The following is a 24,682-nucleotide window of genomic DNA, read 5'->3' as shown; positions in this document are numbered from 1 at the left end:
CGTCGCTACACCCGGTGGCGGGCCAGGTGCTCCAGGACCGACTGGTTGGCCTCCCAGCCGTCGGGGAACTTCACCGGCACGCCCAGCCGTACCGGCTCCGCCGACGGATGGGCGTCGAGCAGCTCGGCGATGCCCGCCCTGGCCACCACCACGCACGCGTGCCGGTGCCGCGAGGCCAGCACGCACAGCCGCCCCGACTCCAGATGGAACGCGGTGGCGTCCCGGCGGCCCGACAGCGGGTGCAGCACGATCGTCACGTCGTACTCGCGGCCCTGCAGCCGGTTGGCGGTGTCGACGGTGATGTCCGGCGGCAGTCCCGCGTTCCTGATCGCCGCCACCTGGTCGCGGTGCGCCGCGCCGACCGCGATCCGGTCGGCGGTCACCGGCCGCTCGCCCTGCTCCGAGCCCGCCACCGCGCCGCGCTGCAGCAGCCGCTCGGCCAGCAGCGCCACCGCCTGCACGGCCTCGCCGTCGGTGCGCACGGTGTGGCGGTTGGGCAGCTCCAGCAGCGCCCAGCCGGAGCGGGCCGCCTCCTCCAGCGCCCGGTCGTGCACGGTGCCCATGCCGCCGGTGGCCAGCTCCAGCCGACGCTCGCCGGCCCCGGTGCCCGACCGGAACCCGGTGAACGGGTAGAACGCCCGCGACACCACCGGCGCGGCCGAGGCGGGCAGCCGCCACGACACCGGCAGCCGGTGCACCGGCAGGTCGGGATTATGCCGCAGCAGCACCGAGACCGCGCTCTGCAGCGGGTCCCACGACAGGCCGGACCAGCGGTCGCCGTCCACGATCGAGAACGGGTCGAGCTGCCCGGGGTCGCCCACGAACAGCGCCCGCTCGAACAGCCCGGCGATGCGCAGCAGCTTGTCCGAGCGCATCTGGTACGCCTCGTCCACGATCGCCCACGGCCAGGTGCGGCCGGAGATCCACGCCCACTTGTCCGACGTGGCGATCATGATGTCGGGGTCGCCGAGATCCTGGATCCTCGTGCCGACCGTGACGCCGGGCAGCTCCAGCAGGCGCAGCGGCGGCACGTAGCCGCTCGCCGACAGCCGTCCGACCGTCAGATGGGGATGCCGCTCCGAGATCCGCGCCACCAGGTCGTCGACCTGCTCGTTGGTCTGGGCGACGATCATCAGCGGCTCGCCGGTCTCGGCCAGGTGGGCGGCGGCCCGGACCACGAGCGTGGACTTGCCCGCCCCCGGCGGGGAGTCGACCACCACACCGCGGTTCTTCGGCAGGTCGGCGAGCACATTCCTGATGACCTGCTCCGGACTGGCCTCGTCCGCGGTCACGACCATTCCTCCCGGGCGTCCTCGTCGGTGGGGCGGTATTCCTGCGGCGGGCCGCCGTGCGTCCACGGCGTCGCCTCCGCGTCGGGCAGGCTCGGCGCGCCCTGGAAGTCGTCGGTGAGCGAGGTGTAGCAGACCCGCTCGCCCACCTCGGGCACCGCGCCGGGAGTGGGCGTCTTGCCGCGGCCCATGCCCTTGGTGATCTTCAGGGTGACCAGGCCGTCGCTCGCCTCCACCAGCTGGGCGCCCTGGCCGCGCCGCTGCGGGGTGCCGAGCGCGGTGCCGGGCGGCAGGCGTACGGGATCGTCGGTCTTGACCACCACGAGCGGGCGCAGCTTGCGCGAGCGGCCCTCGCCCTCGAAGTTCTCCGGCTCGGTCTCCATGACCTCTCCCGCGAACGCCTCGCCGGTCAGCCGGTACTCGGCCATGACCAGCGGGTCGTCATAGGCGCGCTGCACCTCGTAGGCGGCCTGGGCGCGTTCCATGCGGGCCAGCCGCGCGGCGGCGGCGATCGCGCCGTCATGCCTGGCCTGCGGCGGCCCGCCGTCCTCGATCTGCGCGGCCAGGCCGCTGAACGAGGCGCGGTCCTGCTCCCACCGCTGCGCCACGCTGGCCCCCTCGGGCAGGCCGCCGAGCAGGTCGATCGCCTGCCACATGAGCCGCCAGGTGGGTTCGAGCTGGGTGCGCAGGGCCTCGGTGACGCGTTCGGCCGAGCCCTTCTCGATCGCCGGCGCCAGCACCTCGGCGTCGAACCCCGGATCGGTGACCGGTCCCGCCGGCGGCCAGATCAGCGGATCCTCCGCGTCGTCGCTCGGCCCGTCGGTGATCCAGGCGAGCAGCGCGGCCAGGTTCGCGTCCTCGAGGCCGCTCTGCCCGCTCGCCCAGTGCCGGCCCAGCTCCTCGCTCGCGGCGAGCGTCAGCGACGACCCCGGATATCCGGCCCGCTCGGCGAACCAGGTCAGCCACCTGCCGAGCAGCGGAACCCCCGTGGGCACCGGGTAGGGCCCGTCGGCCCGGCGGAACCGGGTGGACCTGCCGAGCAGCCGGGTGAACGCCACACCCGCCTGGTTCGGCACGATCAGCTGCGGCGCGTCGAGCGCCCGCTCGTACGGATCGGCGTTCTTCCGCTCCACCGTCTCCATCTCGCTCAGGAAACTCTGGATGTACGGCAGCAGCAGCCCGGCCAGCTCGGCGGCCCAGGCGAAGCGCAGATCGCGGTTGCGCGGCTGGGTCACCACCAGCAGCCGGGGCTCGGCGCGGTCGGTGCCGAGCATGGCGGCCAGCGGCGCGGCGGCCTCGCCGGAGAGCTTGAGCGGGATGAACACCATCGGCCGCGCCGACAGGTGGCAGTGCCGGACGGTCGCGATGGGCTGCGCGATGCCCTCGTCGAGGGCCCGCAGCCGGGCGAGCGAGGTGAGCAGGCTCACGTCAGGCACTCTCTGCGCAGGCGTTCGGCGTTGCGCAGCAGCCGGGCGATCTCCTCCTGGCCCGGGGCCGGGTCGCGGGTGCCGTCGGCCAGCCCGAGCGCCTCGCCGACGGAGGCGACGCCGCCCAGCTCGTCGCGTACGTGGCGGCCCAGCAGGTCGGAGGCGCCCTCCTGCCGGGCCTCGTCGCGGCAGAAGAAGCACAGGTCGCAGGTCGACAGGCAGTCGGGCGCGTACCGGGCGTCGGTCCCGCGCAGCGCGTCGGCCAGCTCGGCGGCGGACCGGGTCGGCAGCCCGTCCTCGCCCGGCAGCAGGTCGAACGTGACGTCCTCGGGCAGCACGTCGAGCAGCCGGTCGAGGCCCGTCATCCGGTCGAGCTGGCGTTCCAGCACGGCGAGCTGCGGGCGTACATCCACCAGTGTGGCGACCGGCCGGTTGGCGAAGTTCTCCGGGCAGACCAGTACCACCTCGTGCGAGACCCGCAGCGGGTCGTGCCCCAGCTCGCCGAGCAGCCGGCGCAGCGCCAGCACGTACACCGCCGCCTGCCGGGCCGCGGCGGCCACCGCGGCCGGGTCCGCCTGCCCGTCGATCACCGCGAACGACTTGATCTCCACGATGTGGAAGCGCCCGCCGAGCTGGAACGCCACCACGTCCGGCTCCAGGTAGGCGGCGTGCCCGGCGATCTCCAGACTGAGCAGCGGGTGGTCGTAGACCGTCCCCGCGTCCTGCCCCTCGGACACCGCCCGGTCGAACAGCGCCCTGGTGTGGGCGTGGCGCAGGTGCGCGCCGACGTTCTCCACGTCGTGGTAGGCCACCTCGGCGATCGGCAGCCCGAGCTGCTCCCGCAGCATGCGCAGCAGCTCGGCGCAGCCGTCGGCCTTCACCAGCGCCTCGAACATGTTGCCGCGGGTGATCGCGAACGGCGACTGGCCGAACGGCGCGGGGAAGCCCAGGTGCCGGGCCGCGGCGTCCTTGTCGATCCCGGCGCCGTCCATGAGCGCTCTGCGCGAGCAGCCGGGGTTCGCCGCGAGCGCGGCGATGGCGCGGGCGTCGTGCGGCTTCGGTGGCGTCGTGCCTCGCAGCGCGTCAAGCCGGTTCATCGGCCGCCTCCCGTATTGCTGTGGCGTTCAGTGTCGCCCTCACCCGGTGATCTCCTTCTTCGCGACGGTGCTCAGCGTAGCGGCGCCGAACAGCCGAGCCGTGTCACCGAGCTGCGATGCCGCGCGTTCGGCCAGCTCAGCCCGGTCGTGCGTGTCGCGCTCCGCGTGCACCGCGAGCTCTGCCCGTGCCGCCTCGATCACCCGATCGGGGTCGGGCGGCCCCAGATCGCCGTCGGCGGCGCCGGGGATGTTACGCGCCATCCTGGACAGCAGCCGCGTGGCCCCCGGCTGGAGGTCCCCGAGCTCCGCGTGATCGGGATCGAGCTGCCCGGCCACCGCGATGGCGCAGGTCAGGAAGTCGACGCGGGGGCTGAGCGGGCCCACCATCCGGCGCGCCTGCGGCCACGTGCTGACCGCCAGCAGCCCCCGGGCGGGGGAGAGGCGGTCCGTCAACGCCGCGCATAAGTAGAACGGCCTGCCGTACGGGGAGGCCTTGAACGAGCGGGCCTCGTCGCGGCGCAGGCTGGTGAGCTGGTTGCTCCGCAGCGTGCCGCCGCAGAACGCCAGCCCCACGGCGACGATCAGCCTCGGCTGCGCGCAGGCGCCCAGCAGGGTGAGGCCCTGATGCACCTGCTCGCGCACGGTCACCAGGCGTGGCGCCACGGGCTCGGGATCCGGGTCACCGGCCGGGGCGGCGCTCACCAGGGCGTCCCACGTACGCTCCACGCCGCGGAGCTCGGCGCGCAGGGTCCTGGCCGTGGCCGTGTCCTTGACCCGCATGGCCCTGCGCACACCGGCTCGGAGCTCATCGATCCGCCTCTCGAGATCATCCAGCCGGTCACTCATGGCGCGAGCGTAGCAAGAGTTCCAGTCTTTCCCAGTAATTTCCGGATATCACTCGCGCGTTTATATTGATCTACATTGTAAAGGGCGGGCCCGGTTACGCGGCAGGAACGGCCAGCACCCACTCGCGGTCGTCGGTGAGGAAGCGGTCCAGGTGGAGGCCGGACTCGGCGAGGGCGGCCCGGAGGTCGTCGTCGCTGAGCCGCCGGGAGGTGAACGACTGTGTCCACACCTGATCCCCGTGCGCGTACCGCATGGTCGCGCTGAACAGCCCCGGCTCGACCTCCTCGTGCGCCGCCAGCGTGATCGTGATGTCGCCGTCGGTCCGGCCCGTGCCGGCCTGCCGGGCGTCGTGCTTCTCGGGCGGCGTCCACTGGATCAGCACCGCCCCGCCGGGTGCCACGTGCCGCGCGCACGCCGACAGCAGCGCCCGCCTGCCGTCCTCGTCGGCCGTGTGCACCAGGTACGACGCGAGCATGACCGCGTCGAACCGCCGCTCCAGCCGCAGGTCCTGGATCCGGGACAGCACGGTCTCCGCGCCTCTGACGCGGGCCAGCATCTCCGCCGACTCGTCCACGGCCACCACCTCGAAGCCGTGCTCCAGCAGCGCGTGCGTGACCCGGCCCACGCCCGACCCCAGCTCCAGGACGGACCCGCCGGACGGTGTCACCTGCCCGACGATCTCCGCCTCCCCTCGAGGTCTCAACCGCGTGTAGAACTCCACGGGGGAGCCGTCGGGGGTGATCGAGCCGGGTCCGGTGCCGGAGTGGGGGAAGATCGTCATGCTCTCGAACCTAAGGCATGAGACCGGCTTCCGACGTGCCCCGCCCTGCTGATCGGTCAGCTCGCCTTGAGCAGGGGGTAACCCTCTCCGAGGTCGCGGTTGATCGGCAGCGTGACCAGCGCGCAGTCCTTCCTGGCCACCTCCACGCCCTGGATCGCGCAGGCGATGGAAGCCGTGCAGTCACCCCCTGTCAGGAGCATGAGCCGGCCGGCGCGCACGCCCGCCTGCACCATCGTGACATGCAGGATCAGATCCACGCCGAACGTCACCCGGCCCATCGGCTGCCCGTTGACCCGCACTTCTATGTACGGCTCGTGATGGGAGACGACCTCGTGCTCGGCCAGCGGCACCACTTCGCCCTTGCCCGGATCATCCAGGCTTCTGCGAGCGGCGGCCCGCAGGTTGCGGTACTTCGCCCAGCCGGTCAGCAGGACCGACCCCAGGTCGATGCCCTGCAGCAGCTCGGCACCGGCCTCGCCGGCCTTGTGCGCCAGTTCGGTGGGCGGTATCCGGACCTGCCGCCTGATCTCGTCGAGCACCTGGCGGTTGTCCACGGCCCGCGACAGCTCCTCGGCCGTGCGGTCCGGATCGGCGTAGAGGAGCAGGTCGGCGGTGCTCGGGTGGGTGGTGAAGGCAGCGGTCACCGTACGATCTCCCTGATCTCCTGTCGGCCCTGATCGTGGTGGCACACGAACGTGACCCCGGCCGTGGGCGCGGGGTCACGGACCTCCACCCCCGGGGACGGATCCACGCACGGCACGCAGACGACGGAGGCCGCCGGGGCGGGCCGAGGCCCGCGAAGGACCCGGCGTACCGCCCAGGCCGCCGCGGCCCCCGCCACGGCGGCGGCCGCGGGCACCAGCCATCCGGGCGGCTCCGTGCTGCTCGAGGCGTCCGACTTGCTGGGGTCCAGGCCGACCGTCGGCCTGGTCGGCGTGGCGGGACTCAGATGCAGCGTTACGGTGCTGCCTTTCGGCACCCGCCTGCCGGGCTTGGGATCCTGGGAGGCCACGACGGGCGGATCGGCGGCCTCTCCCTCGGCCACCGCCGAGACGAGCCCTCGGCCCTGTATCTCGTGCTCCGCCCGACCCAGCCGGTCACCGACCACGTCGGGGACCTCCACGTACTCCACCAGCAGGATGACCACGGTGGAGCCGCAGGGGGCGTCTCCTCTTGGGATCTGCCTGCGTACGATCCAGTCACCCGGCGCGTCGGAGGGTCTCGCTTCCATGGCGAAGCCGCCCTGCTTCAGCTCGGCCTTCGCTTGGTTCTTGGTCCTCCCCACGACCCCGGGTACGGGCCCGCTTCTCGGCCCGTACGCGCTGTCCGGATCGCCTAGAGGCGCGCACTTCTGCGGCGCAGGTGTGTCCGGGCCAGTTGGCGTGATCGTGTCGGTGTCTGTGGGCGTTTTGGTGGGCTCGTCCGTCTGCGGGGCCGGCGGGGCCGGCGGGGCCGGCGACGAGGCCATCGCTGGCCCCGCCATCGCTGGTGCCGCCGCCAGCGCGATCATGCTCACGGCCAGCGCTTTCGCGACCTCGAACCGCATGGTCACCCCCTGGCCCTCAGTATCGGAGGCACTGCGGGCCGGTCGGCCGTGGCATGAGCAGTCCCGTACTCAACTCGGAGGAACACGCGTCCCGCGTTGTGGAATACAGGGCAGCCGCCTACGACCTCCTGGTGATGCGGATCTTCGACTGCTTGTGCCGGAGCTGTTCCCAGTCGTCCATGAAGGTCGCGTCCAGGCTGTACCGGTCCGCCAGAGCCACGAGGGTCTCGGTGCGGTAGTAGAAGTCCTCGCGCAGCACGTGGTGCTCCTTGCCCTCGGCCCGGTCGAAGGTGAAGTCGAACCACCCGTCCGGCTTCATGACCCGGCTCACATGGGCGAAGCACTCCTCGATGACGTTCAGCGGCGAGTGCGAGAAGACGCTGTGGGCGTGCACCACGTCGAAGTGGCCGTTGGGCAGGAACGCGAAGCGCAGATCACGGACCGGGGTCAGGTGCGGCAGCTTCTCGCGCAGGCCGTTCGCCACGACCGTCTCCTGCGCGGCGAAGAGGATGTCGGGGGAGATGTCGAGGCCGTAGTAGTTGCCCGTGTCCAGGTAGTCGATGAACAGGCGGCCGGCCCGCAGATTGCCGCAGCCGATCTCCAGCATCGTGAAGTCGGGCTTGAGGCCGTGCTTCTTCAAATAGTCGAACTGCATGCGCCCGAGCGCCAGCCAGCGCCGGTGCGTGTGGGAGCCGACCGCGCCTTCGGGACTGCAGGCGGTGTCCGACTTCATGACGGCCCGGTAGTAGGAGACGTGGTCGGGGTTGCGCAGCCGCAGCCAGGTGTCGCGGGTCAGCCGGCGCAGATGCGGCAGGACCTTGTGCGGGTGCGTGAGCGCGTAACGGGCTTGGTAGGCCAGGCTGGAACGGTTGTGTTTCACGGTGGACCGCCAGAGGAGATTCCTATGAAGCACTGGGAATCTAGGCGGCGCCGTACGCGCGCTCAATCACCGCCGCTTATGCGGCGGGCAAAATGAGTGCGGTCTCGCCTCACGGCAGGCCGGCGATGGCGCACGCCCGGCACGGGGGGCGCCCGCAGATGCACTGCATGATGGCGTCGAGAACGTCGTGGTCGTGATACAGGCACTGGTCATTGCAGGTGTGGCGCGGAACGAATCCCGCCTGGATCTCGTCGGGCCACGGCTCTTCGCCTTCGCGGCAGCGGACGAACTGTGCGGGGTCATCCGAGTGCAGCCCGTGCATGCGGTCCCGGGCCTGGGTCTCCAGGGTTCGCGTCTCCGCCACCATGGTCTTGAGCTGGGCGGCGAGGTCGACGTACCGGTCATCGCCGGTTCGTACGTGCGCGGCCCGCAGCGCCATCACCGCATTGCCCAGGAATCGGCTGGCGTCCTGGAGGTCGGTGGTGTGGTGCAGTTGGATGCCGGTCACGCTTCGGACCCACACGGCGTCGTTGGTCATTGATCAATCCTCCGGAGCGACAGGCGCACGCCTGCTGGGAATTGCCCCGTTTGGTGGACATGTCGGGGTTTGCGAATACACGTGATGATAGCCAGATTTTTGCGTATTTTTCGGGCTGGGCACGGTGGGTTGACCGTTGGCAGGGTGATGGCGACCCGGGGGAGGCGTGCCGAAACGGCTTCTGGCCTGGCGTGGAAGGCGCGCTCGTCAATTGGATCGCACGCTGGCGTGGTAAACGACTCTTGGGGAAGAACAGGCGAAGATATTAATCGCCGCTGGGGTGTGGATCACGGCCACCGCGTGCGCGGTGGCCGTTCTCGTTCTCAGGCGCCGCTCGCGGTGGTGGTCAGCTCGTCACGGCGCACTGTCCGCGCTCCTTCCTGGCGGGACCCTCGGTGTTCGGACGGATGTCGAAGTCGAAGATCGCGGTGGGCAGGTAGAGCGAGCAGCAGGCGTTGGGAATGTCGACGATTCCGCTGACCCGCCCCTCGATCGGGGCCGAGCCGAGGATCAGGTAGGCCTGTTCGCCGGTGTAGCCCCACTTCTTGAGATACTCGACGGCGTTGAGGCATGCCCTGCGGTAGGCCACCGTCGCGTCGAGGTAGTAGTTGGTGTCGGTGTCGTGGTCGACCGAGATCCCGATGAACGAGAGGAACTCGGAATAGCGCGGCTCGACGTTACCGGGCAGGAAGAGCGGATTGGTGGTGACACCGTACTTCTCCATGCCGCCCTTGATGAGGTCGACGTGGAAGTCGATGTAACCGCCCATCTCGATCGCGCCGCAGAAGGTAATCTCGCCGTCGCCCTGGCTGAAGTGCAGGTCACCTCCGGAAAGTTTCGCGTCCTTCACCAGGACCGGGTAGAACACCCGGGCTCCGCGGGTGAAGTTCTTGATGTCGTGGTTGCCGCCGTTCTCCCGTGCAGGCACGGTACGTGCGCCCTCCGCGGCGACCCGCCGCGCCACCTCACCGCTTGCCGTACCGGCGATGACGTTGTCGGCCAGCGGTGGCAGGCCGAGTGGCGGGACACGTTGCGGATCGGTGTCGATGAGCGCCTGCTCCCTGCGGTTCCAGGAGGCGAGCAGCTCGGCCGACGGCGCGGTGCCGAACAGTCCGGGGTGGGTGATGCCGGTGAACCGGACACCTGGCAGGTGACGGGATGTGGCCACCTGGCCGTGGAAGTCCCAGATCGCCTTGTACGCGTCGGGGAAGTAGTCGGTCAGGAAGCCGCCGCCGTTCGCCTTGGCGAACACACCGGTGTACCCCCATCCCTGTCCTGGTGCCTCCCCGACCTGCTGCGGAACCGCGCCGAGGTCAAGGATGTCGACGATCAGGAGATCGCCCGGCTCGGCTCCGTCCACCCCGATGGGTCCGCTCAGCACGTGCGCGACGCTCAGGTCGACGTCCCGCACGTCGTTCGCGGAATCGTTGTTGCCTATTTGAGCGTCGGTCCATTCCCTGCATTCGACTCGGAACTCATCTCCGGGGCGGACCATCTCGACCACCGGAATATCTGGGTGCCATCGATTGTGTCCCGGGATTTTCTGGTCGCGCATGGACTTCGTTTGATCGATGCTGAATACGACGTTGGGCATGGTGAATGCCTTTCTTGGATACGGGTGCCGTAAGGGATGAGTGCATCGACCACCTCCTTCTAGACGTCGCGGGCCTTCTCGTTGTCAGGTCCAGCGAGGGCGATGCGTCCGGTCGCGGGCGCCCATCGCCTCGTCGCTTGGGCTCGGTGCCGCCGCGGCGGGTTCACGCCCGCGTGTCAGCGGCCACAGCCCGATGAAGACCACCACGCCGAACACGGCGAGGATGAAGGCGATGAGGTTCGTGTTCCGCCAGTACCCGGTCAGGATCATGAACGCGGGGATCGCCGCCGTGACCCACCCCTGGATCGCCGTGACCCAGCCCGTGTACCTGGTGATCTGCTCGTGTTTCAACCCCAGCAGCACGAAGAAGAGGAACCACAGGAACCCCCAGTAGAGCCAGATGACCCCGAACGCCGGATCGCCCAGGAGCCGGAAGTTCGCGAAGGAGTATCCGAGTGCCATGATGGCCACGAACAGGGAGAAGTAGCCGACTCCTGTGGAGTCGAAACCGCCCAGCAGGTTGATCCCGACGTACAGATAGGTGAAACCGAACAGATAGATCCCGGACGCGCCGAGGATCTGCGCCGGGTTCACGAGATTGGTGATGATCAGCAGCGTGGGCGTGATCACCTGCAGGCCCCCGACGAAGAGGTTGAAGACGCCTGCCGCGCGTGGATCGATCTTCTTCAGCAGCATCATCCCGTTGATGAAGAGCACTGCTCCCACGTAGAGAAGTCCGACGGCTCCCATGAGTGACGCACCTCCTGGTGTAGTGGTGCGGCGGCGGCATTCACACCGGACGGCCCGTGTGACGGTCGCCGCATCCGGATCGGCGGAGCCGCGTGTGTGATCGGTTCACACCCACGTGGCCGCGTTGTTTCTGTTGATCAAGTTTTCTGTTGATCAAGGCCGAGGCAGGCGGGGCAGCGCTGGATGCGGCGGCTGTTCGCGCCGCTTGGGAGGCGCGCTCGTGACAACCTCGGGTGCTTCCTGGCTCCGCTCCTCGCGGGTGAGCGCGGCAGCCACTGCCGAGGGCACCCGGCTGAGGTACGGCGAGGAGAAGACTCGAGGGGATGGACGCTGACACGCGGGACATTCGCCCATCGCCGTGGCGGTCCCGATCGGTAGGCGTACGTCAAATCTTCCGCAATCGGGGCAGCGATACTCATACGTTGCCATAGGCATCCCTCCGCAAAGACCTAACTCGATCTTCTCCGGCCTTTGGCGTCCCAAAATCAGACAACCTCTGCCTACACTCCATGTCAAGGTCGTCATATACCGTTGCAATTTCCCCGGAAAACCGGCTCTGAGCAGAAAAGGGGGCAAGAATAGCAGGACCGTGCTCGCAGAGGCGATAAACGTGGTGAGACTTTTAACCTTGCGCCGCGCATAATTGCCTGGTCGCCTGCGAGAGTTTGCCGGACGTTTGACGGATCCGGACACATGCAGGAGGCCGGTGCCACCGGCCCGGCTGCCACCGAAACGGGCGGAATAGCTGGCGTGGGCCGACATGGGAGGCGGGTGGCCGGGGGACGATGCTGCTGTGTCCCGTGAGGTGCGTCATCTGATCGGCGTCGTGGCGGGTCTGGCCGCGCTGCCCCTCGTCTACTACCTGACCGAGGCGGGGGCCAGGGCCCTGCGGGCGGCGTACGCCGCGTTCCGGCCCGCGCCGGTAGGCCTCGGTTACCTGACGGCCGTGGCGGCCATCGTGGTGTTGCTCGCCGCCTGGTCGTGGCTGTCGCCGCTGGCCGCGCTGGCCTGCGGGCTGCCGCTCACCGCCGCCGCCGCGCTGTTCGCGTTCGACCTCGACCTGGCCATGAAGCTGGCGGGCAGGCTGCCGACCTTCGAGGTGCCCGCCGGCGAGCCGCCGGGCACTCTGGCCGGCGTGACGGGCCTGTACGCCGTCATCGGCGTCCTGCTGGTGCTGTCGGCGCTGCTGCCACGTAACCGGCGATCTATCCTGGGCGGATGAGCGGACGGGACCCGGATCGGCGCAGGGCGCTGCTGGACGCGGCGGACCGGGTCATCCTGCGTGAGGGCCCCGAGGCGTCCATGGCCGCGATCGCCGCCGAGGCCGGCATCACCAAGCCGATCCTCTACCGCCACTTCGGCGACAAGAGCGGCCTCTACGAGGCCCTGGCCGACCGCCACGTGCGCACGGTCATCGCCCAGCTGCGCCCGGCCTTCGCCGAGGTCGCGACCGACCTGCGCGGCCGGGCCAGGACGACGATCACCGTCTACCTGGACCTGATCTCGGCCAACCTCAACCTCTACCGGTTCCTGTTCCACCGGGCCAGCGCCGAGGACACCCGGATGCGCTCCCACATGACCGCGCTCGTGCGCAGTCTCGGCGAGGAGCTGGGCGGGGTGCTGGCCGCCGAGCGGGTGGCGGAGCCGGTACGCGCCCAGGTGCTCGGCCACGCCTTCGTCGGCATGGTGCAGACCACGGGCGACTGGTGGCTGGAGCATCCGGAGGTGGATCGGGCGGAGGTCGTCGAGGGCCTGGTGGACGTGATCGTCGCGGCGGTCAGTCACCGAAGCGGGAGAGCCTCCCATGCCGCCGGGCGTGGTTGAGCGCCCACCCGAACACCGCCAGCGCGCCCGCCAGATAGACCGCGTTGAGCCCCAGCGCCCACACCATCCGGTCCCACGGCAGCGCACCGCCCGACATGACCGTCCGCATCCCCTCGAAAACATGCGAGGCGGGCAGGAACCACGCCACGGCCCGCACCGGCGCGGGCAGCACCGACAGCGGGTAGAAGATCCCGGCCAGCGGCTGGACGAAGAAGACCAGCGACCAGGCGATGACCTGCGCGTTCTCCCCGAAGCGGAGCACCGCCGAGATGCCGACCAGCCCGAGCGACCAGCCGAGCAGGAGCAGTACGCCCATGAACGGCACCAGCCCCACACCCAGGCTCGTCACCCCGAACCCGTAGAGCACCAGCGCGAGGCCCGCCATCACGGCGACCGCGAACACCACCTTGCCCAGCGAGAACAGCATCAGCCCGATCAGGTATTCGACGCTGGACAGCGGGCTGACCTGCACGTTGAGCAGGTTGCGCGCCCAGATGTCCTCCAGGAAGGCCAGCGAGATCTCGTTGCTCGCCTTCTGCAGCACCTGCCAGAGCAGCACCGCGCCGATCAGGAACGCCACCACGAAAGGGACCTGCTGCGTTCTGAGGAAAAGCGTGACGAATCCCCACAGCAGCAGCTCGATGGTCGGCCAGAACAGGATCTCGAACATCCTGATCGGGCTGCGCCGCAGCGCGGCGAAGTCGCGCCGGATCACGCCGGAGATCCGGCTGCGCCGGGCGGCGAGGCTGAGCGGGGGCAGGGTGAGGGTCGTCATCCGCGGGCCACCTTCAGGAACACCTCTTCCAGGTCGTCGACCTCGTAGTGGCTCGCCAGCTCGCCGGCGGTGCCGGTGGCCACGATCCGGCCGTCGGCCATGAAATGGATCCGGTCGCACATCCGCTCGACCTCGCGCATGTTGTGCGAGGTGATCAGCATGGCGCTGCCGGTCTCCTCGGCCAGGCGCGAGAGCAGGCTGCGGATCCGGTCGCCGACGTCGGGGTCGAGGTTGGCCGTGGGCTCGTCGAGCACCAGCAGCCGGGGCGCGTTGAGCAGGGCTTTGGCCAGTTGCACCCGGGTGCGCTGCCCGGAGGACAGATCCATCATCCGGCGGCCGCGCAGCGGCCCCAGCTCGAACAGCTCGATCATTTCGTCGACTCGCGCCGCCGGCCGCCGCAGCGCGTAGAGGCGGGCGAACGCGTCGAGCACCTCCCGCACCAGCAGCGGTCCGGGCAGGTCCACGTAGCTGGCGGCGAAGTTGACCCGGCTCAGCACCTCGATCCGGTGCCGCGCCAGGTCCTGGCCGAACAGGCGGACGCTCCCCGAGTCTGGCGTGATCAGGCCGAGCAGCATGTGGAGTGTCGTCGACTTGCCCGCGCCGTTGAGCCCGAGCAGCCCGGTCACCTCTCCTTCTCCGACGGTGAGGCTCAGGTCGCGGACCGCCGTCACGGGTCCGAACCGCTTGACCAGATGAGTCGCCTCCAGGATGGCCACCGGACCAGGGTGCGTTCCGTACGCGGGCGCTCGCAACGGGTTTTCAGCCGAGCAGCCGCAGCAGGTCCCACTCGTTCTCGCACACCCGGCGCCCGATCGCGGCCAGCTCGACGGAGCGCGCGCCGCCGCGTAGATGGCGCATCGTCTGCATGACGCAGATGACGCCCCACTTGAGCACGCCGAACGTCTCCCACCAGCGCAGCGCGTCACGGTCGACGGGCCGCCCGCCTGCCTTCTCGTACGAGGTGATCAGATCGTCGTAGTCGCCGAAGCCGCCGACCGGCAGCGGCGAGCCGAACCGCCACGCTTTCACGCACAGCCAGCCGAGGTCCTCGACCGGATCGCCCGCGTGGGCCAGCTCCCAGTCGAGCACCGCCCGGATGCCCTCCGGGCCGACGATCAGGTTGCCGTTGCGGAAGTCGCCGTGCACCACGCTCCGCCGCGATTCCGGCGGCCGGGTCGCCGCCAGCCGCCGGAACGCCAGCTCGAACACGGGATGCGGCTCCCCGGCCTGATCGAGCACCTCCCGCCACTGCCGCAACGGATCGTCGGCGACCTGCGCGGGCGAACCGCCTGAGGCGGCGGCGGGCGCATCGGCCGAGGCCGCGGCAGAGGGCAGCGCGGACAGCGGCATCCGGTGGATCGCCGCGAGCGCCTCGCCGCACTGGGCGGCCAGCCGCAGCCGGGCGGCCGCGTACGCCTCGTCGCGCAGGATCCTGCGCGGGATCGTCTCGCCCGCCACCCGGGTCATGAGGATGTACGACCGATCGGCCGCCACGATCCGCGGCACAGGCACCCCGGCTTCGGCGGCGGCCCGCATCAGCGTCGCCTCGCTCGCCAGGCTGCCACCGGCCTCCAGAGCCGCGCCGGGGGAGTCGAGGCGCAGGATGAGCTCGTGCCGTTCGTCCCGGTCGAGCACGTCGAGCGCCCACGTCTCGCGCGAGGCCCCGCCGGGCAGCCGCGCGCTGAAGGGCACCGACGCGCCGGGCCCGAAGACCTCACGGACGATCGAGTGGACCGCTTCCGTCATCGCAGCCCGAACTCCCAGTTGCCGCCCGCCGCGTAGGCGCCGAGTATCCGCCGCCCCACGGAGTCGATGTGCACCTCGTCCGGCCCGTCGTAGATCCGCCCGGCCCTGGCGTGCCGGTACATCCGGTCCAGCGGGGTGTCCGGAGTCAGCCCCGCCGCGCCGTACACCTGGATGGCCCGGTCGATCACGTTGTGCAGCATGCGCGAGCCCACCACCTTGATCGCGCCGATCTCGACCCGGGCGTCGGAGCCGGAGTCGATGGCCCGCGCGGCGTCGAGCGTGAGCAGCCGCGCGGCCTGGATCTCCGCGTAGGAGTCGAACACGTGCTGCCGCATGAGCTGCTTGGCCGCCAGCGGCTCACCGAACGCGGTCCGCTCGTGCATCCGGCGGCACATCAGGTCGAAGGCCCGCTGCGCCTGGCCGAGCCAGCGCATGCAGTGGAAGATCCGCCCGGGCCCCAGGCGCTTCTGCGCGATGACGAACCCGTGGCCGCGCCGCCCCAGGAGGTTCGAGGCGGGCACCCGGACGTTGTCGTAGCGGACCTCGCAGTGCGCGCCGTCCAGTCCCAGCACCGGCGTCTCACGGATGATGTCGTAGCCCGGCGTGTCGGTCGGCACCAGGATCATGGAGAAGGCCAGATGCGGCGCCGCGCCGTCCTCCGTCCGGCACATCACGGTGGTGTACGCGGCCCGGGACGCGCCGGTCGTGAACCACTTGTGCCCGTTGATCACCCATTCGTCCCCGTCGAGCACGGCGGCCGTCCTGATCTGCGTCGGGTCGCTGCTCGACACGGAGGGCTCGGTCATCGCGAAGCTCGGCGAGATGTCGCCCCGCACCAGCGGATCCAGGTAGCGTTCCCGCTGCTCGGCGGAGGCGTGCTCGTACAGCATCAGCGAGTCCTGCAGCGTGTACGTGCCCAGCGCGATCTGCCCGAACTCGCTACGCCCCTGCACCTCGTTGACGTACACGTAGTCGAGGAAGGGCAGCCCGCCCCCGCCCAGCTCGCGCGGGTGGCCGAGGGCCCACAAGCCCTCCTTCTTGGCCTCCGCGCGCAGCTCGTCGAGCGCCGCCCCGGCAGCGGGCCCGCCCTGGTGGAGCACATTCTCGGCGGGCTCGACCCGCTCGGTCATGAAGGCGTGTACGGCATCGCGGATGGGACGAACGCTGTCAGGGACGGCGAAGCTCATGAAAGGATCTCAACCGATAATCGTTGCCCGGTCAACGGATTCGGTCGCGTTCAGCACACGCCGGGCAGCCTGCACACTTTGCCGGCCATCTTCCTGGCTTTCTTGGTCAGGCCGCCGGGGAGGTAGTCTCCCTCGTCGGTCGTGTAGATCATCAGTGCTCTGCCCTTGCGCGCGACAAGACCGGTGACCGTCGGGTCGTCGTAGCTGCCCTGCCGGGTTTGGTACCCCATGCCCAGGGCCTCATCGCCCACCTTGGCCTTACTCGTCCGCCACTGGATCGAGAGTTTTCGCGACGACGGGTCGCCCTTGCGCGCGCATCGCTTCACCTCGGCGCGCAGACGGGTGAGCACGGCATGGGCGGCACGCGGGCTCTTGTAGATGATGAGCTGTTCGGAAGAGCTGCTGGGGGCGCTGGTCCCGAGCGTGATCGTGCGGGCCGCCAGCCGGCCGCCATCGACGGCGCGCCGGTGCCCGCACGGGTTCACCTCCAACGGCCTGGTGAGTTCGTCGCTGATCTCGTAACTCATTTCCGCGGCATCGGTAGAGCTCAGAGGCGTACGCGCGGCGCGCTCCATGAGCAGGAAGTTCTTCGGAATCTCGGTCACTGTCGCCGGGGACAGGGCCAGCGCCAGGGAGAGGGCCACATGGATCATGAAGGGTTGGACGCGGATATGGGCGAAATTGTTCGCACCAGGACGTCGCCCGCAAAGCTATACAAAACGGACTAAAAGGAATAATCTCGACACGCCTCAGTCGGGGGCGCCTGAGGCCCAAAGCCCACATGCCCCGGCCTCATCAGGGGCCGGGGCGCCTGGGGCCGCCTCCTCGTTATCGCATCGTGTCGGCATGCTCGCTGGTCGTGATCGCGGGCGACATGCACACTTGAGTCGGGATCGCCCGATGGGAGGCTCGGCGTGCACGATGAGGCGGTGGCGCTGCTGCGCGAGGCTCTCGGCTGGGAGTTGCCCGAGGCGAGGTGGGCGGACGTGGACGCGGCCGTGCGCGGGCTGGCGGCGTCGGCCGACCCGGACGCGGAGATCGGCCACCTGGAGCTGGCCGGGCCCGTGCGCATCGCCACCAAATACCCCGGAGAACCGGTGACCCCGATGCCCGAGCCGACCCGCGAGCGCGTCAACGAGCTGATCCACACCCTGTCGGCCCCCGTCGCGGACCGGGCCGATGAGGCCGGGTGAGCCTGCCCCAGGGCTGATCGTCCACGTGTTCGTGGCCGCGTCCGGGCCGGAGGCGGCCACGGGCGAGCGGCGGTTGCGCCACGTGTGGGACGCGCTCGGTGACCGGTTGCACATGCCCGCCGAGACCGTGGGCAAGGCCGAGGTGCGGACGGCGCCCGGCGAGCCGCTGTGTCAGGCGGTGCTGCGGCTGGAACACGACACGCACTGCCTGAGCGTGGCGTTGACGGGCGGTTCGTGGAAGGAGCTCGACGCGCTCTGGGCCGGGTGCGCCGGGGCGGACATCGGCGAGTGGGCGCTCGGCGAGTGCCGGCTGTTCGTCGCCTACGGCCGTACGCGGCGGGCGGATCGGGTCCTGGCCGCCTTGCCGCAGCCGTACACGATGGGCCGGATGGCCGCCAGGGACGGCATGACTCTGTGGGAGGTCGGCTACGAGCAGGACGCGCGGAGCCGGCGCGCGTTCGCGGTGATCGCGCCGCGCAGGCTGGAGACCCGCCTGGACGCGTGGGCGTGGACGGCGGGCGACGACCGGATGGCGCCGTTCGCCCGTTACCTGATGCACGCCGCCAAGATCCGTTACCACCTGCGCGTCTACGCGGACGGGGCGAGCGTACGGGCGGCGCGCCGCCGCGTCGACGAGCAGGTCGACGCGACGATGGCGCTGCTCGGGGACGCCGGGTTGACCTCGGCCCGGCGCGAGCTCACCGAGCGGCAGACGGCGGCGGCGGGGCTGATCTGGGCGGCGACCCGGTTACGCGAGATGCGGCGGAGCGTGGAGATCGCGCTGCACAACATGCGCGCCCAGGCGCTCGACGACGACCTGGCGCTGGCCGACTGGTTCCTGCGGCGCCTCGACGACGACCTCGCCTACGCCGAGGCGACCCGGGAGCGGGCCCGTGAGATCGCGGCGATCGCCGACATCGTGCTCGCTGAGCGGCTGCAGCTGCGAGCGGAGACGACCGAGCGTCGCTGGGAACGCTTCGGCGTCCTGAGCGCCTCCGTCATCGGCAGCCTGATCATGATGCTGACAGCGGTGCAGTCACTGAACTACCGCGTCCCCATACCCGAGTCCGTGAAGCCCTTCATCGTGGCCACCCTGGCCCTGACGGCCTTCGGCGTGACCGCGTTCGGCGTCGTGAGATGGCGGAGGAGCCGGTGAATCCAGCCGAGCACATCAACCGATACCTCCTGACCGGCGACACCAAGGCCCTGGAGGACGGGATAGCCGGATACCGCAAGGCGGTGGCGCGCGACCCGGACCCGCTGCTGCTCAGCTCGTACGGCGACGCCCTGAGCATGCGCTACGACCGGCTCCGGAACGAGCAGGACCTCCTCCAGGCCATCGACCTGCACCGCCGTGCCGTGGCGGCTCTGGCCGGACGGCCCGAACTGGCCGAGGCCCAGGCGGCGCTGGCGGGCGTGCTCGGCGGCCATGTCAAGACCGGCGGCGGGCACCTCGGGGAAGCCCTGGAGCTGTACGAGGCGGCGCTCGGCGGCCGGCTCGAGGACCGGCCGCTGGTGCTGGCCAACTACGGCATGGCCTGCATGCTCAGCCACATGGGCACCGGCGACCGCGACCACCTGCTGCGCGGCATCGACCTGCTGCGCCGGTCGGCGCAGGCCACAGACCGGTCGAGCGACAGGTATCTGTGGCGGCTGGCCAAGCTCGCCAACGCCCTGGTGCTCGTCGCCCACGAGGACCCGGCCAGGGCCGAGGAGCTGAAGGCGGCGCTCGATGAGGTGCGGGCCCGCTACGGCGAGGCTTCCGAGCCGGTCAAGCAGGAGATCACGGTCCTGCTGGGCGCCATCATGTCGGTGGACGAGATCCCGGTCATCACCCCCGAGATGATGGAGCGGCTACGGAACGCGGCCGTCGGCGAGTCGTTCCTCGGCCCCGACGGCCGCTCGCGCTACCTCGCGGGCATGGGCGGCATGCTCATCGAGGACGTCCGCACCTCCGGCCGCCTCGACCGGGCCGACCAGGCGGTCGAGATGCTCCGCCAGGCCGTGACCCAGGCGCCGCCGGACCACCCGGAGCTGCCGCAGCTGCTGCTCTCGCTGGGCGCGGTGCTGGGCCTGCGCATGGAGTTCAGCGGCACCGTCGACGACCTCGACGAGATGATCGACGTCCTGAGCCGAGGGGTGGCGCTCGTCCGCCCCACCGACCCGAACGCCGGGATGTTCCGCTCGGATCTCGGCAACGCGCTGATGCTGAAGTTCCGGTTCGGTGGCCGTCCGAAGGTACTCGACGACGCCATCGACTGTTACCGGCGGGCGCTCAAGGACGCACCGCAGCACCCGGAGCGCGCGATGGCACTGACCGGACTGGGGTCGGCGCTCTTCTTCAGGCACGAGCTCACCGGCAACCTGGCGGAGCTGGACGAATCGGTGAGCAGTCACCGCGCGGCCACCTCCATGACGGGCCCCGACCATGCCAACTACGCCCTGTACCGCGCCAACCTGGGCGGCGCGTTGCAGCAGCGCTACCAGCGGACCCGCCGGGGCGAGGACACGGAGGAGGCCGCCTCCGTCCTGCGTGACGCCTTGGCCGCCACGCCGCCGACCAGCCCTTACCGTCCCAGCTATCTCGGCAATCTGGCCTCCGTGCTGGCGGAGCGGTACAAGTACACCGGCCAGACGCCCGCGCTGCGGGAGGCCGTGGAACGGATGCGCGAAGCCGCCCGTACGGTGCAGCCCGGCAACATCCAGCGGCCCGGCGTCTTCAACACCCTCGGCATGGTGCTCCTGCTGACGGACGACGGTCTCGACGAGTCGATCGACGTGTTCCGCGCCGCCAAGGCCGCCGCCGCGCCCGGGACCGCGCTGTACACCCGCGCGACCGTCAACCTGGGCGGCGCCCTGCTGATCAGAGCTTTGTCGCCACGGATCACCCGGGCGACGCTGGCCGCGATGATCGCGGAGGCGCTGGGGGAGCCGGCCCCCAGGGGCGCCGTCGAGGAGATCCCTGACCTGGACGAGGCCATTGAGCTGCTCACCGAGGCCGTCAGGGCCAAGCCGGCGGGCGGGCCGGCCGCGTACAGCCAGCTCGGGGGTGCGCTGCGCAAGCGGTACGCGATGACCGGCCGGGGCCGGGACCTCAGGCGGGCGCTGCGGACGATGCGGACCGCCGTGGCGACCTGCGCGCCGGACGACCCGGACGCCTCGATCGCGCTGTTTCACCTGGCGGGAGCGCTCACCGACCAGTGGCGGATGACGGGCGCGCCGGCGCCGCGCGACGAGGCGCTCGCCCGCTACCGCGAGGCCGCTCAGGTGGAGACGGCGGCGGCGGACTGGCGGGCCGCCGTCGGGCAGCGGTGGGGCGAGTTCGCCATGGAGGCGGGCCTGGTCGAGGAGGCGGTCAGGGGGTTCGCCACGGCGGTGGCCGCGCTGGACGAGGCGGCCTGGCGCGGGCTCGGCCGCGACGATCAGGAGCGCGTGCTGCGGGACTACGAGGGGCTGGCCCGCGACGCGGCGGCGGCCGCGATCCGGGCGGGCGACCCGGGCGCCGCGCTGGAGCTGCTGGAGCAGGGCAGAGGCGTCATGCTCACCCAGGTCATCGACAACCGTACCTCCCGCGACGTCCTGTACGCCGCCGCGCCCGACCTGGCCGACCGGCTCGGCGAGGTGCAGGACGCCATCGACGCCGCCGAACGCATGGACCTGGCCGACGCGCCGGCGCTCCCACCCGACGCTCCCGCCGTCGACCGCGAACGCCGCCTCGACCAGCGCCACACGCTGCGCCGGCGCCGCCAGGAGATCCTCGCCGAGATCAGGGCGCTGCCGGGCTTCGCCGGCTTCCTGCGGCCGCCGCGCCACGAGAGCCTGCTGCGGGCCGCCGACGCCGGGCCCGTCGCTGTGGTGAACGTGAGCCGCTACGGCTGCGACGCGCTGCTCGTCACTGCCGAAGACATCCGCGTCGTGCCTCTGGACGTCACCGCCGCACAGGTCGGGGCACGGTCCTCGGAGTTCGCAAGGGCGATGGACACCGCGATGGACAACGAAGCGGTCGTGACCTGCCTCGACTGGCTCTGGGAGCACGTCACCGGTCCAGTGCTGGACGCGCTGGGCGAACCGCCGTCCAGGATGTGGTGGTGCCCCACCGGCCCGCTCACCCTGCTGCCGCTGCACGCCGCCGGCCGGGCCCCCGACCTGGTCATCTCCAGCTACACCCCCACCCTGCGAGCCCTGCTGCACGCCCGCGAACAGTCCGGGCCGGCCGCCGGCCGCCAGGTGCTACTCGTCGGCGTCCCCGCCGTCGACGGGGCGGCCGTGCTGACAGGCGTGGAGAAGGAGCTGGCAGCCGTACGCCGGCACCTGCCGCAACGGCTGGAGCTGACCGGCGCGGACGCCACCCGCGACCGGGTCCTCACCGCGCTGGACGAGAGCGCCTGGGTCCACTTCGCCTGCCACGCCGTGCAGGACCCCACCGATCCCTCCAGCGGCCGGCTGCTGTTGCACGGGCCGCCGCTGACCGTAAGGGACCTGGCGGCCCGCCGCCTCGACCGGGCCGAGCTGGCCTTCCTCAGCGGCTGCGAGACCTCGCGCGGCGGCGACGTACTGACCGACGAGGCGGTCAGCATCGCGGCGTCGGTCCAGCTCGCCGGGTTCCCGCACGTGATCGGCTCGCTGTGGCCGATCAGCGATCTCCACGCTCCGGCCGTCGCGGAGGAGGTGTACACCGTGCTGACCGCAGGAGGCACCCGCGAGCCGCACCCCGACGCGGCGGCCACCGCGCTGCACCTCGCCGTACGCTCGCTGCGCCGCCGCCGCCCGGGGTTTCCGATCTTCTGGGCGGCTTACGTGCACGTCGGATCCTGAAGACTCCGATCGCGGCCCGTCCCGGCGGCTGGGACAAGACACAGACGACCAACGGATAAGGAGTTCCCGATGGCAGCCCCGCACGATGTCCCCTCGGCGGCCCAGTTGGTGGCGGCCGTCCGCGACTTCCTGACCGACGACGTGCTGCCGGCCGTCGAGGGCCGGGTGCGCTTCCACACGCGCGTGGCGATCAACGTGCTCGGCATGGTCGAGCGGGAGATCGAGCTGGGCCCGGCCCAGGCGGAGGAGCACGAGCGGCGGCTGGCCGGGCTGGGGGTGGCCGACGACGCGGAGCTGGCGGCGGCGGTGCGTGCGGACCGTTTCGACGACTCGGCCCTCGTCGAGGCGCTCAGGGACGCCGTACGGGCCAAGCTGGAGGTGGCCAACCCCGGATATCTCGGCGACGGCTAGCCGATCGCCAACGGCGGGTGGCACCCACGCGCCGGCCCGCCGCGTGACCGGCCCTTACCGGCCGTGGCCGGTTCCCGGTTGGGAACCGGCCGTTGACCAACCTGGAAGGCGATCAGTGCGATGCCGCCAGGTCCAGGTCCTTGACCTTGGGGTCGCCCTCGTCCGCGAAGTAGTCCTCCCGAGACGTCGCGTCCTCTCCGTCGGCCACCTTCAGCGCCCGGAACAGCAGCGTGCCGAGCACCGCCACGATCAGGTTCACGGCCAGCGCCAGGAAGCCCGCGTAGATCGTCATCTTGGTGTCGAGGCCGAGGTTCGACAGCCCGAACGCCGACCCGCCGAAGTGGGCCTTGCCGGTCGCCGGGTTCGGGACCAGGTACAGCATCCAGATGCCCGCGCTCATACCCAGCGCCCAGCCCGCGATCAGGCCGCCCTTGTGGAACCAGCGCGTGTACAGGCCCAGCCCCACGGACGGCAGCGTCTGCAGGATGATCACGCCGCCGATGAGCTGCAGGTCGATGGAGAACTGCGGGTCGAGCAGCAGGATGCAGAGCACCGCACCCACCTTGACCACCAGGGACACCAGCTTGGAGACCTTGGCCTCCTGCGCGTCCGTGGCGTCCTTGCGCAGGTATTCGCGGTAGATGTTACGGGTGAACAGGTTCGCCGCCGCGATCGACATGATGGCCGCCGGGACGAGCGCGCCGATGCCGATGGCCGCGTAGGCCACGCCCGCGAACCAGTCGGGGAACATCTGGTCGAACAGCGCCGGGATGATCGTGTTGTTGTCCACCTTGCCGGTCGCGCCCACGACCCCCTTGGTGCCCGCCGCGATCGCCATGAAGCCGAGCAGCGCGATCAGGCCGAGCAGGAAGCTGTAGGCGGGCAGCGCCGCCATGTTCCGCTTGATGACGCCGCGGTTCTTCGAGGCCAGCACGCCGGTGAGGCTGTGCGGGTAGAGGAACAGCGCGAGCGCCGAACCGAAGGCCAGCGTGACGTACTGGAGCTGGTTGTTGGCGTTGAGCGTGATGCCGTCGCCGGGCGCCGGGGTCGCGTCGAACTTGGCCTTGGCCGCATCGAAGATCGACCCCCAGCCGCCGAGCTTGGCCGGGATGTAGATGACCGCCGCCAGGATCACGATGTAGATCAGCGTGTCCTTGACGAACGCGATCAGCGCCGGCGCCCGCAGCCCCGACTGGTAGGTGTACGCCGCCAGGATGGCGAAGGCGATGATGATCGGCAGGTGCCCGGTGATGCCCATCGTCTTCAGCACGGCCTCGATGCCGACGAGCTGCAGCGCGATGTACGGCATGGTCGCCACCAGGCCGGTGATCGCGATGATCAGCGCCAGCGTCGGCGACCCGAACCGGGCCCGGACGAAGTCGGCCGGAGTGACGAACCCGTGCACGTGCGACACCGACCACATCCGGGCCAGCACCAGGAAGACCAGCGGGTAGACCACCACCGTGTACGGCAGGGCGTAGAAGCCCAGCGCCCCGGCCCCGAACACCAGCGCGGGCACGGCCACGAAGGTGTAGGCCGTGTAGAGGTCGCCGCCCACCAGGAACCAGGTGATCCAGGAGCCGAAGTTCCGGCCGCCCAGCCCCCACTCGTGCAGGCTCTCGATGTTCTCGGGCCGCCGCCATTTGGCCGCCACGAACCCCATGACGCTCACCGTGAGGAACAGCAGCGCGAAGACGACCAGCTCGGTCACGTTGGCGTTCACTTGGTCATCCTGTAGACGATCGTGGTGCAGCCGACGCCGACGAGGATGAAGGCGATCTGCAGCCAGTAGAACAGCGGGAAGCCGAGCAGCCGGGGCTCGTCGGCGTTGAACAGGAAGGTCATCAGCGGCAGTGCGATGGGCAGGACCAGCAGCCAGTTCCATGGGCTGCGGTCACTGCGCGCCTGCCCGGGTTCCCGGGTTGTCATCGACCCCTCCGAAACATGAATCAGGAGCCGGCCCACGGTCTGAACCGGCCCCTG

25 protein-coding genes are annotated in these 24,682 nt (G+C 70.6%); 6 read left to right on the top strand and 19 right to left on the bottom strand.

Features of this window, described 5'->3' with window-relative positions:
- Positions 1-5 precede the first annotated feature (5 nt).
- The 12 genes from ACGFNP_RS02400 to ACGFNP_RS02345 form a co-directional block, all read right to left on the bottom strand.
- A complete protein-coding gene (locus tag ACGFNP_RS02400) occupies positions 6-1,298 on the bottom strand; it encodes an AAA family ATPase (protein ID WP_358334226.1) in 1,293 nt (430 codons plus the stop codon).
- Positions 1,289-2,716, bottom strand: coding sequence for a hypothetical protein (locus ACGFNP_RS02395; protein WP_393313889.1), 1,428 nt, complete (start codon positions 2,714-2,716; stop codon positions 1,289-1,291). Before ACGFNP_RS02395 ends, ACGFNP_RS02400 begins: the two co-directional genes overlap by 10 nt.
- Positions 2,713-3,813, bottom strand: a complete 1,101-nt coding sequence (locus ACGFNP_RS02390) for a hypothetical protein (RefSeq protein WP_358334220.1) — start codon at positions 3,811-3,813, stop codon at positions 2,713-2,715. The genes ACGFNP_RS02395 and ACGFNP_RS02390 overlap by 4 nt, the downstream gene beginning before the upstream one ends.
- Before the next feature lie 39 nt (positions 3,814-3,852).
- Entirely contained in the window at positions 3,853-4,659 is an 807-nt protein-coding gene (locus tag ACGFNP_RS02385) for a hypothetical protein (RefSeq protein WP_393313886.1), read from the bottom strand.
- A 94-nt stretch (positions 4,660-4,753) separates the two neighbouring features.
- Positions 4,754-5,440: a class I SAM-dependent methyltransferase gene (locus tag ACGFNP_RS02380; protein WP_393313883.1), complete on the bottom strand. Its 687-nt coding sequence runs from the start codon at positions 5,438-5,440 to the stop codon at positions 4,754-4,756.
- A 56-nt stretch (positions 5,441-5,496) separates the two neighbouring features.
- On the bottom strand, positions 5,497-6,084 hold the full coding sequence (locus tag ACGFNP_RS02375) for a hypothetical protein (RefSeq protein WP_393313880.1): 588 nt from the start codon (positions 6,082-6,084) through the stop codon (positions 5,497-5,499).
- On the bottom strand, positions 6,081-6,986 hold the full coding sequence (locus tag ACGFNP_RS02370) for a PASTA domain-containing protein (protein ID WP_393313877.1): 906 nt from the start codon (positions 6,984-6,986) through the stop codon (positions 6,081-6,083). The genes ACGFNP_RS02375 and ACGFNP_RS02370 overlap by 4 nt, the downstream gene beginning before the upstream one ends.
- Positions 6,987-7,104: 118 nt before the next feature.
- Positions 7,105-7,866 carry a class I SAM-dependent methyltransferase gene (locus tag ACGFNP_RS02365; RefSeq protein ID WP_358334206.1) on the bottom strand — a complete coding sequence of 254 codons (762 nt, stop codon included), beginning with the start codon at positions 7,864-7,866 and terminating at the stop codon, positions 7,105-7,107.
- A gap of 109 nt (positions 7,867-7,975) precedes the next feature.
- Complete coding sequence (locus ACGFNP_RS02360) at positions 7,976-8,404, bottom strand: hypothetical protein (protein WP_358334203.1); 429 nt, start codon at positions 8,402-8,404, stop codon at positions 7,976-7,978.
- A gap of 346 nt (positions 8,405-8,750) precedes the next feature.
- Positions 8,751-9,998 carry a formamidase gene (gene fmdA, locus ACGFNP_RS02355; RefSeq protein ID WP_393313873.1) on the bottom strand — a complete coding sequence of 416 codons (1,248 nt, stop codon included), beginning with the start codon at positions 9,996-9,998 and terminating at the stop codon, positions 8,751-8,753.
- Between the two features lie 84 nt (positions 9,999-10,082).
- On the bottom strand, positions 10,083-10,748 hold the full coding sequence (locus tag ACGFNP_RS02350; RefSeq protein ID WP_393313870.1) for an AmiS/UreI family transporter: 666 nt from the start codon (positions 10,746-10,748) through the stop codon (positions 10,083-10,085).
- 153 nt (positions 10,749-10,901) lie between these two features.
- Entirely contained in the window at positions 10,902-11,177 is a 276-nt protein-coding gene (locus tag ACGFNP_RS02345) for a zinc ribbon domain-containing protein (protein WP_358334195.1), read from the bottom strand.
- A gap of 364 nt (positions 11,178-11,541) precedes the next feature.
- Between ACGFNP_RS02345 and ACGFNP_RS02340 the strand changes: the two genes are divergently transcribed.
- Positions 11,542-11,970, top strand: a complete 429-nt coding sequence (locus ACGFNP_RS02340) for a hypothetical protein (protein WP_393313867.1) — start codon at positions 11,542-11,544, stop codon at positions 11,968-11,970.
- Positions 11,967-12,572 (top strand): TetR family transcriptional regulator, encoded by a 606-nt coding sequence (locus tag ACGFNP_RS02335; protein ID WP_393313864.1) that lies wholly within the window; start codon positions 11,967-11,969, stop codon positions 12,570-12,572. The genes ACGFNP_RS02340 and ACGFNP_RS02335 overlap by 4 nt, the downstream gene beginning before the upstream one ends.
- On the opposite strand, the gene ACGFNP_RS02330 is transcribed toward ACGFNP_RS02335, so the two are convergent.
- Genes ACGFNP_RS02330 through ACGFNP_RS02310 form a run of 5 tightly spaced genes read right to left on the bottom strand, consistent with a single transcriptional unit; the run spans position 12,526 to position 16,933 of the window.
- Positions 12,526-13,347: an ABC transporter permease gene (locus ACGFNP_RS02330; RefSeq protein ID WP_358334186.1), complete on the bottom strand. Its 822-nt coding sequence runs from the start codon at positions 13,345-13,347 to the stop codon at positions 12,526-12,528. The two genes, ACGFNP_RS02335 and ACGFNP_RS02330, sit on opposite strands and share 47 nt — an antisense overlap.
- Positions 13,344-14,063, bottom strand: coding sequence for an ABC transporter ATP-binding protein (locus tag ACGFNP_RS02325; protein ID WP_358334183.1), 720 nt, complete (start codon positions 14,061-14,063; stop codon positions 13,344-13,346). Before ACGFNP_RS02325 ends, ACGFNP_RS02330 begins: the two co-directional genes overlap by 4 nt.
- 43 nt (positions 14,064-14,106) lie before the next feature.
- Positions 14,107-15,093, bottom strand: coding sequence for a phosphotransferase family protein (locus ACGFNP_RS02320; RefSeq protein WP_393313860.1), 987 nt, complete (start codon positions 15,091-15,093; stop codon positions 14,107-14,109).
- Complete coding sequence (locus ACGFNP_RS02315) at positions 15,090-16,280, bottom strand: acyl-CoA dehydrogenase family protein (protein WP_358334177.1); 1,191 nt, start codon at positions 16,278-16,280, stop codon at positions 15,090-15,092. Before ACGFNP_RS02315 ends, ACGFNP_RS02320 begins: the two co-directional genes overlap by 4 nt.
- A 50-nt stretch (positions 16,281-16,330) precedes the next feature.
- The gene (locus tag ACGFNP_RS02310; protein ID WP_393313857.1) at positions 16,331-16,933 is read right to left on the bottom strand and encodes a hypothetical protein; all 603 of its coding nucleotides are present in this window, start codon (positions 16,931-16,933) and stop codon (positions 16,331-16,333) included.
- A gap of 261 nt (positions 16,934-17,194) precedes the next feature.
- Here ACGFNP_RS02310 and ACGFNP_RS02305 point away from each other — a divergent pair, with 261 nt between their 5' ends.
- From ACGFNP_RS02305 to ACGFNP_RS02290, 4 genes are all read left to right on the top strand, one after another.
- A complete protein-coding gene (locus ACGFNP_RS02305; protein WP_358334172.1) occupies positions 17,195-17,473 on the top strand; it encodes a CATRA system-associated protein in 279 nt (92 codons plus the stop codon).
- A complete protein-coding gene (locus tag ACGFNP_RS02300; protein WP_393313852.1) occupies positions 17,460-18,629 on the top strand; it encodes a CATRA conflict system CASPASE/TPR repeat-associated protein in 1,170 nt (389 codons plus the stop codon). Before ACGFNP_RS02305 ends, ACGFNP_RS02300 begins: the two co-directional genes overlap by 14 nt.
- The gene (locus ACGFNP_RS02295) at positions 18,626-22,288 is read left to right on the top strand and encodes a CHAT domain-containing protein (protein ID WP_393313849.1); all 3,663 of its coding nucleotides are present in this window, start codon (positions 18,626-18,628) and stop codon (positions 22,286-22,288) included. Before ACGFNP_RS02300 ends, ACGFNP_RS02295 begins: the two co-directional genes overlap by 4 nt.
- Before the next feature lie 69 nt (positions 22,289-22,357).
- A complete protein-coding gene (locus tag ACGFNP_RS02290; RefSeq protein WP_358334164.1) occupies positions 22,358-22,699 on the top strand; it encodes a DUF6285 domain-containing protein in 342 nt (113 codons plus the stop codon).
- Positions 22,700-22,811: 112 nt separating this feature from the next.
- Here the strand turns inward: ACGFNP_RS02290 and mctP are convergent, their stop codons facing one another.
- Entirely contained in the window at positions 22,812-24,422 is a 1,611-nt protein-coding gene (gene mctP / locus ACGFNP_RS02285) for a monocarboxylate uptake permease MctP (RefSeq protein WP_393313845.1), read from the bottom strand.
- Positions 24,419-24,628 (bottom strand): DUF3311 domain-containing protein, encoded by a 210-nt coding sequence (locus ACGFNP_RS02280; protein ID WP_358334158.1) that lies wholly within the window; start codon positions 24,626-24,628, stop codon positions 24,419-24,421. The genes mctP and ACGFNP_RS02280 overlap by 4 nt, the downstream gene beginning before the upstream one ends.
- Positions 24,629-24,682 lie beyond the last annotated feature (54 nt).

The sequence above is a fragment of the Nonomuraea sp. NPDC049269 genome, from assembly GCF_043197155.1.
Lineage (GTDB): Bacteria > Actinomycetota > Actinomycetes > Streptosporangiales > Streptosporangiaceae > Nonomuraea.
The sequence above is the reverse complement of the archived record's forward strand: the minus strand, read 5'-3'. Positions and strand labels throughout refer to the sequence as shown.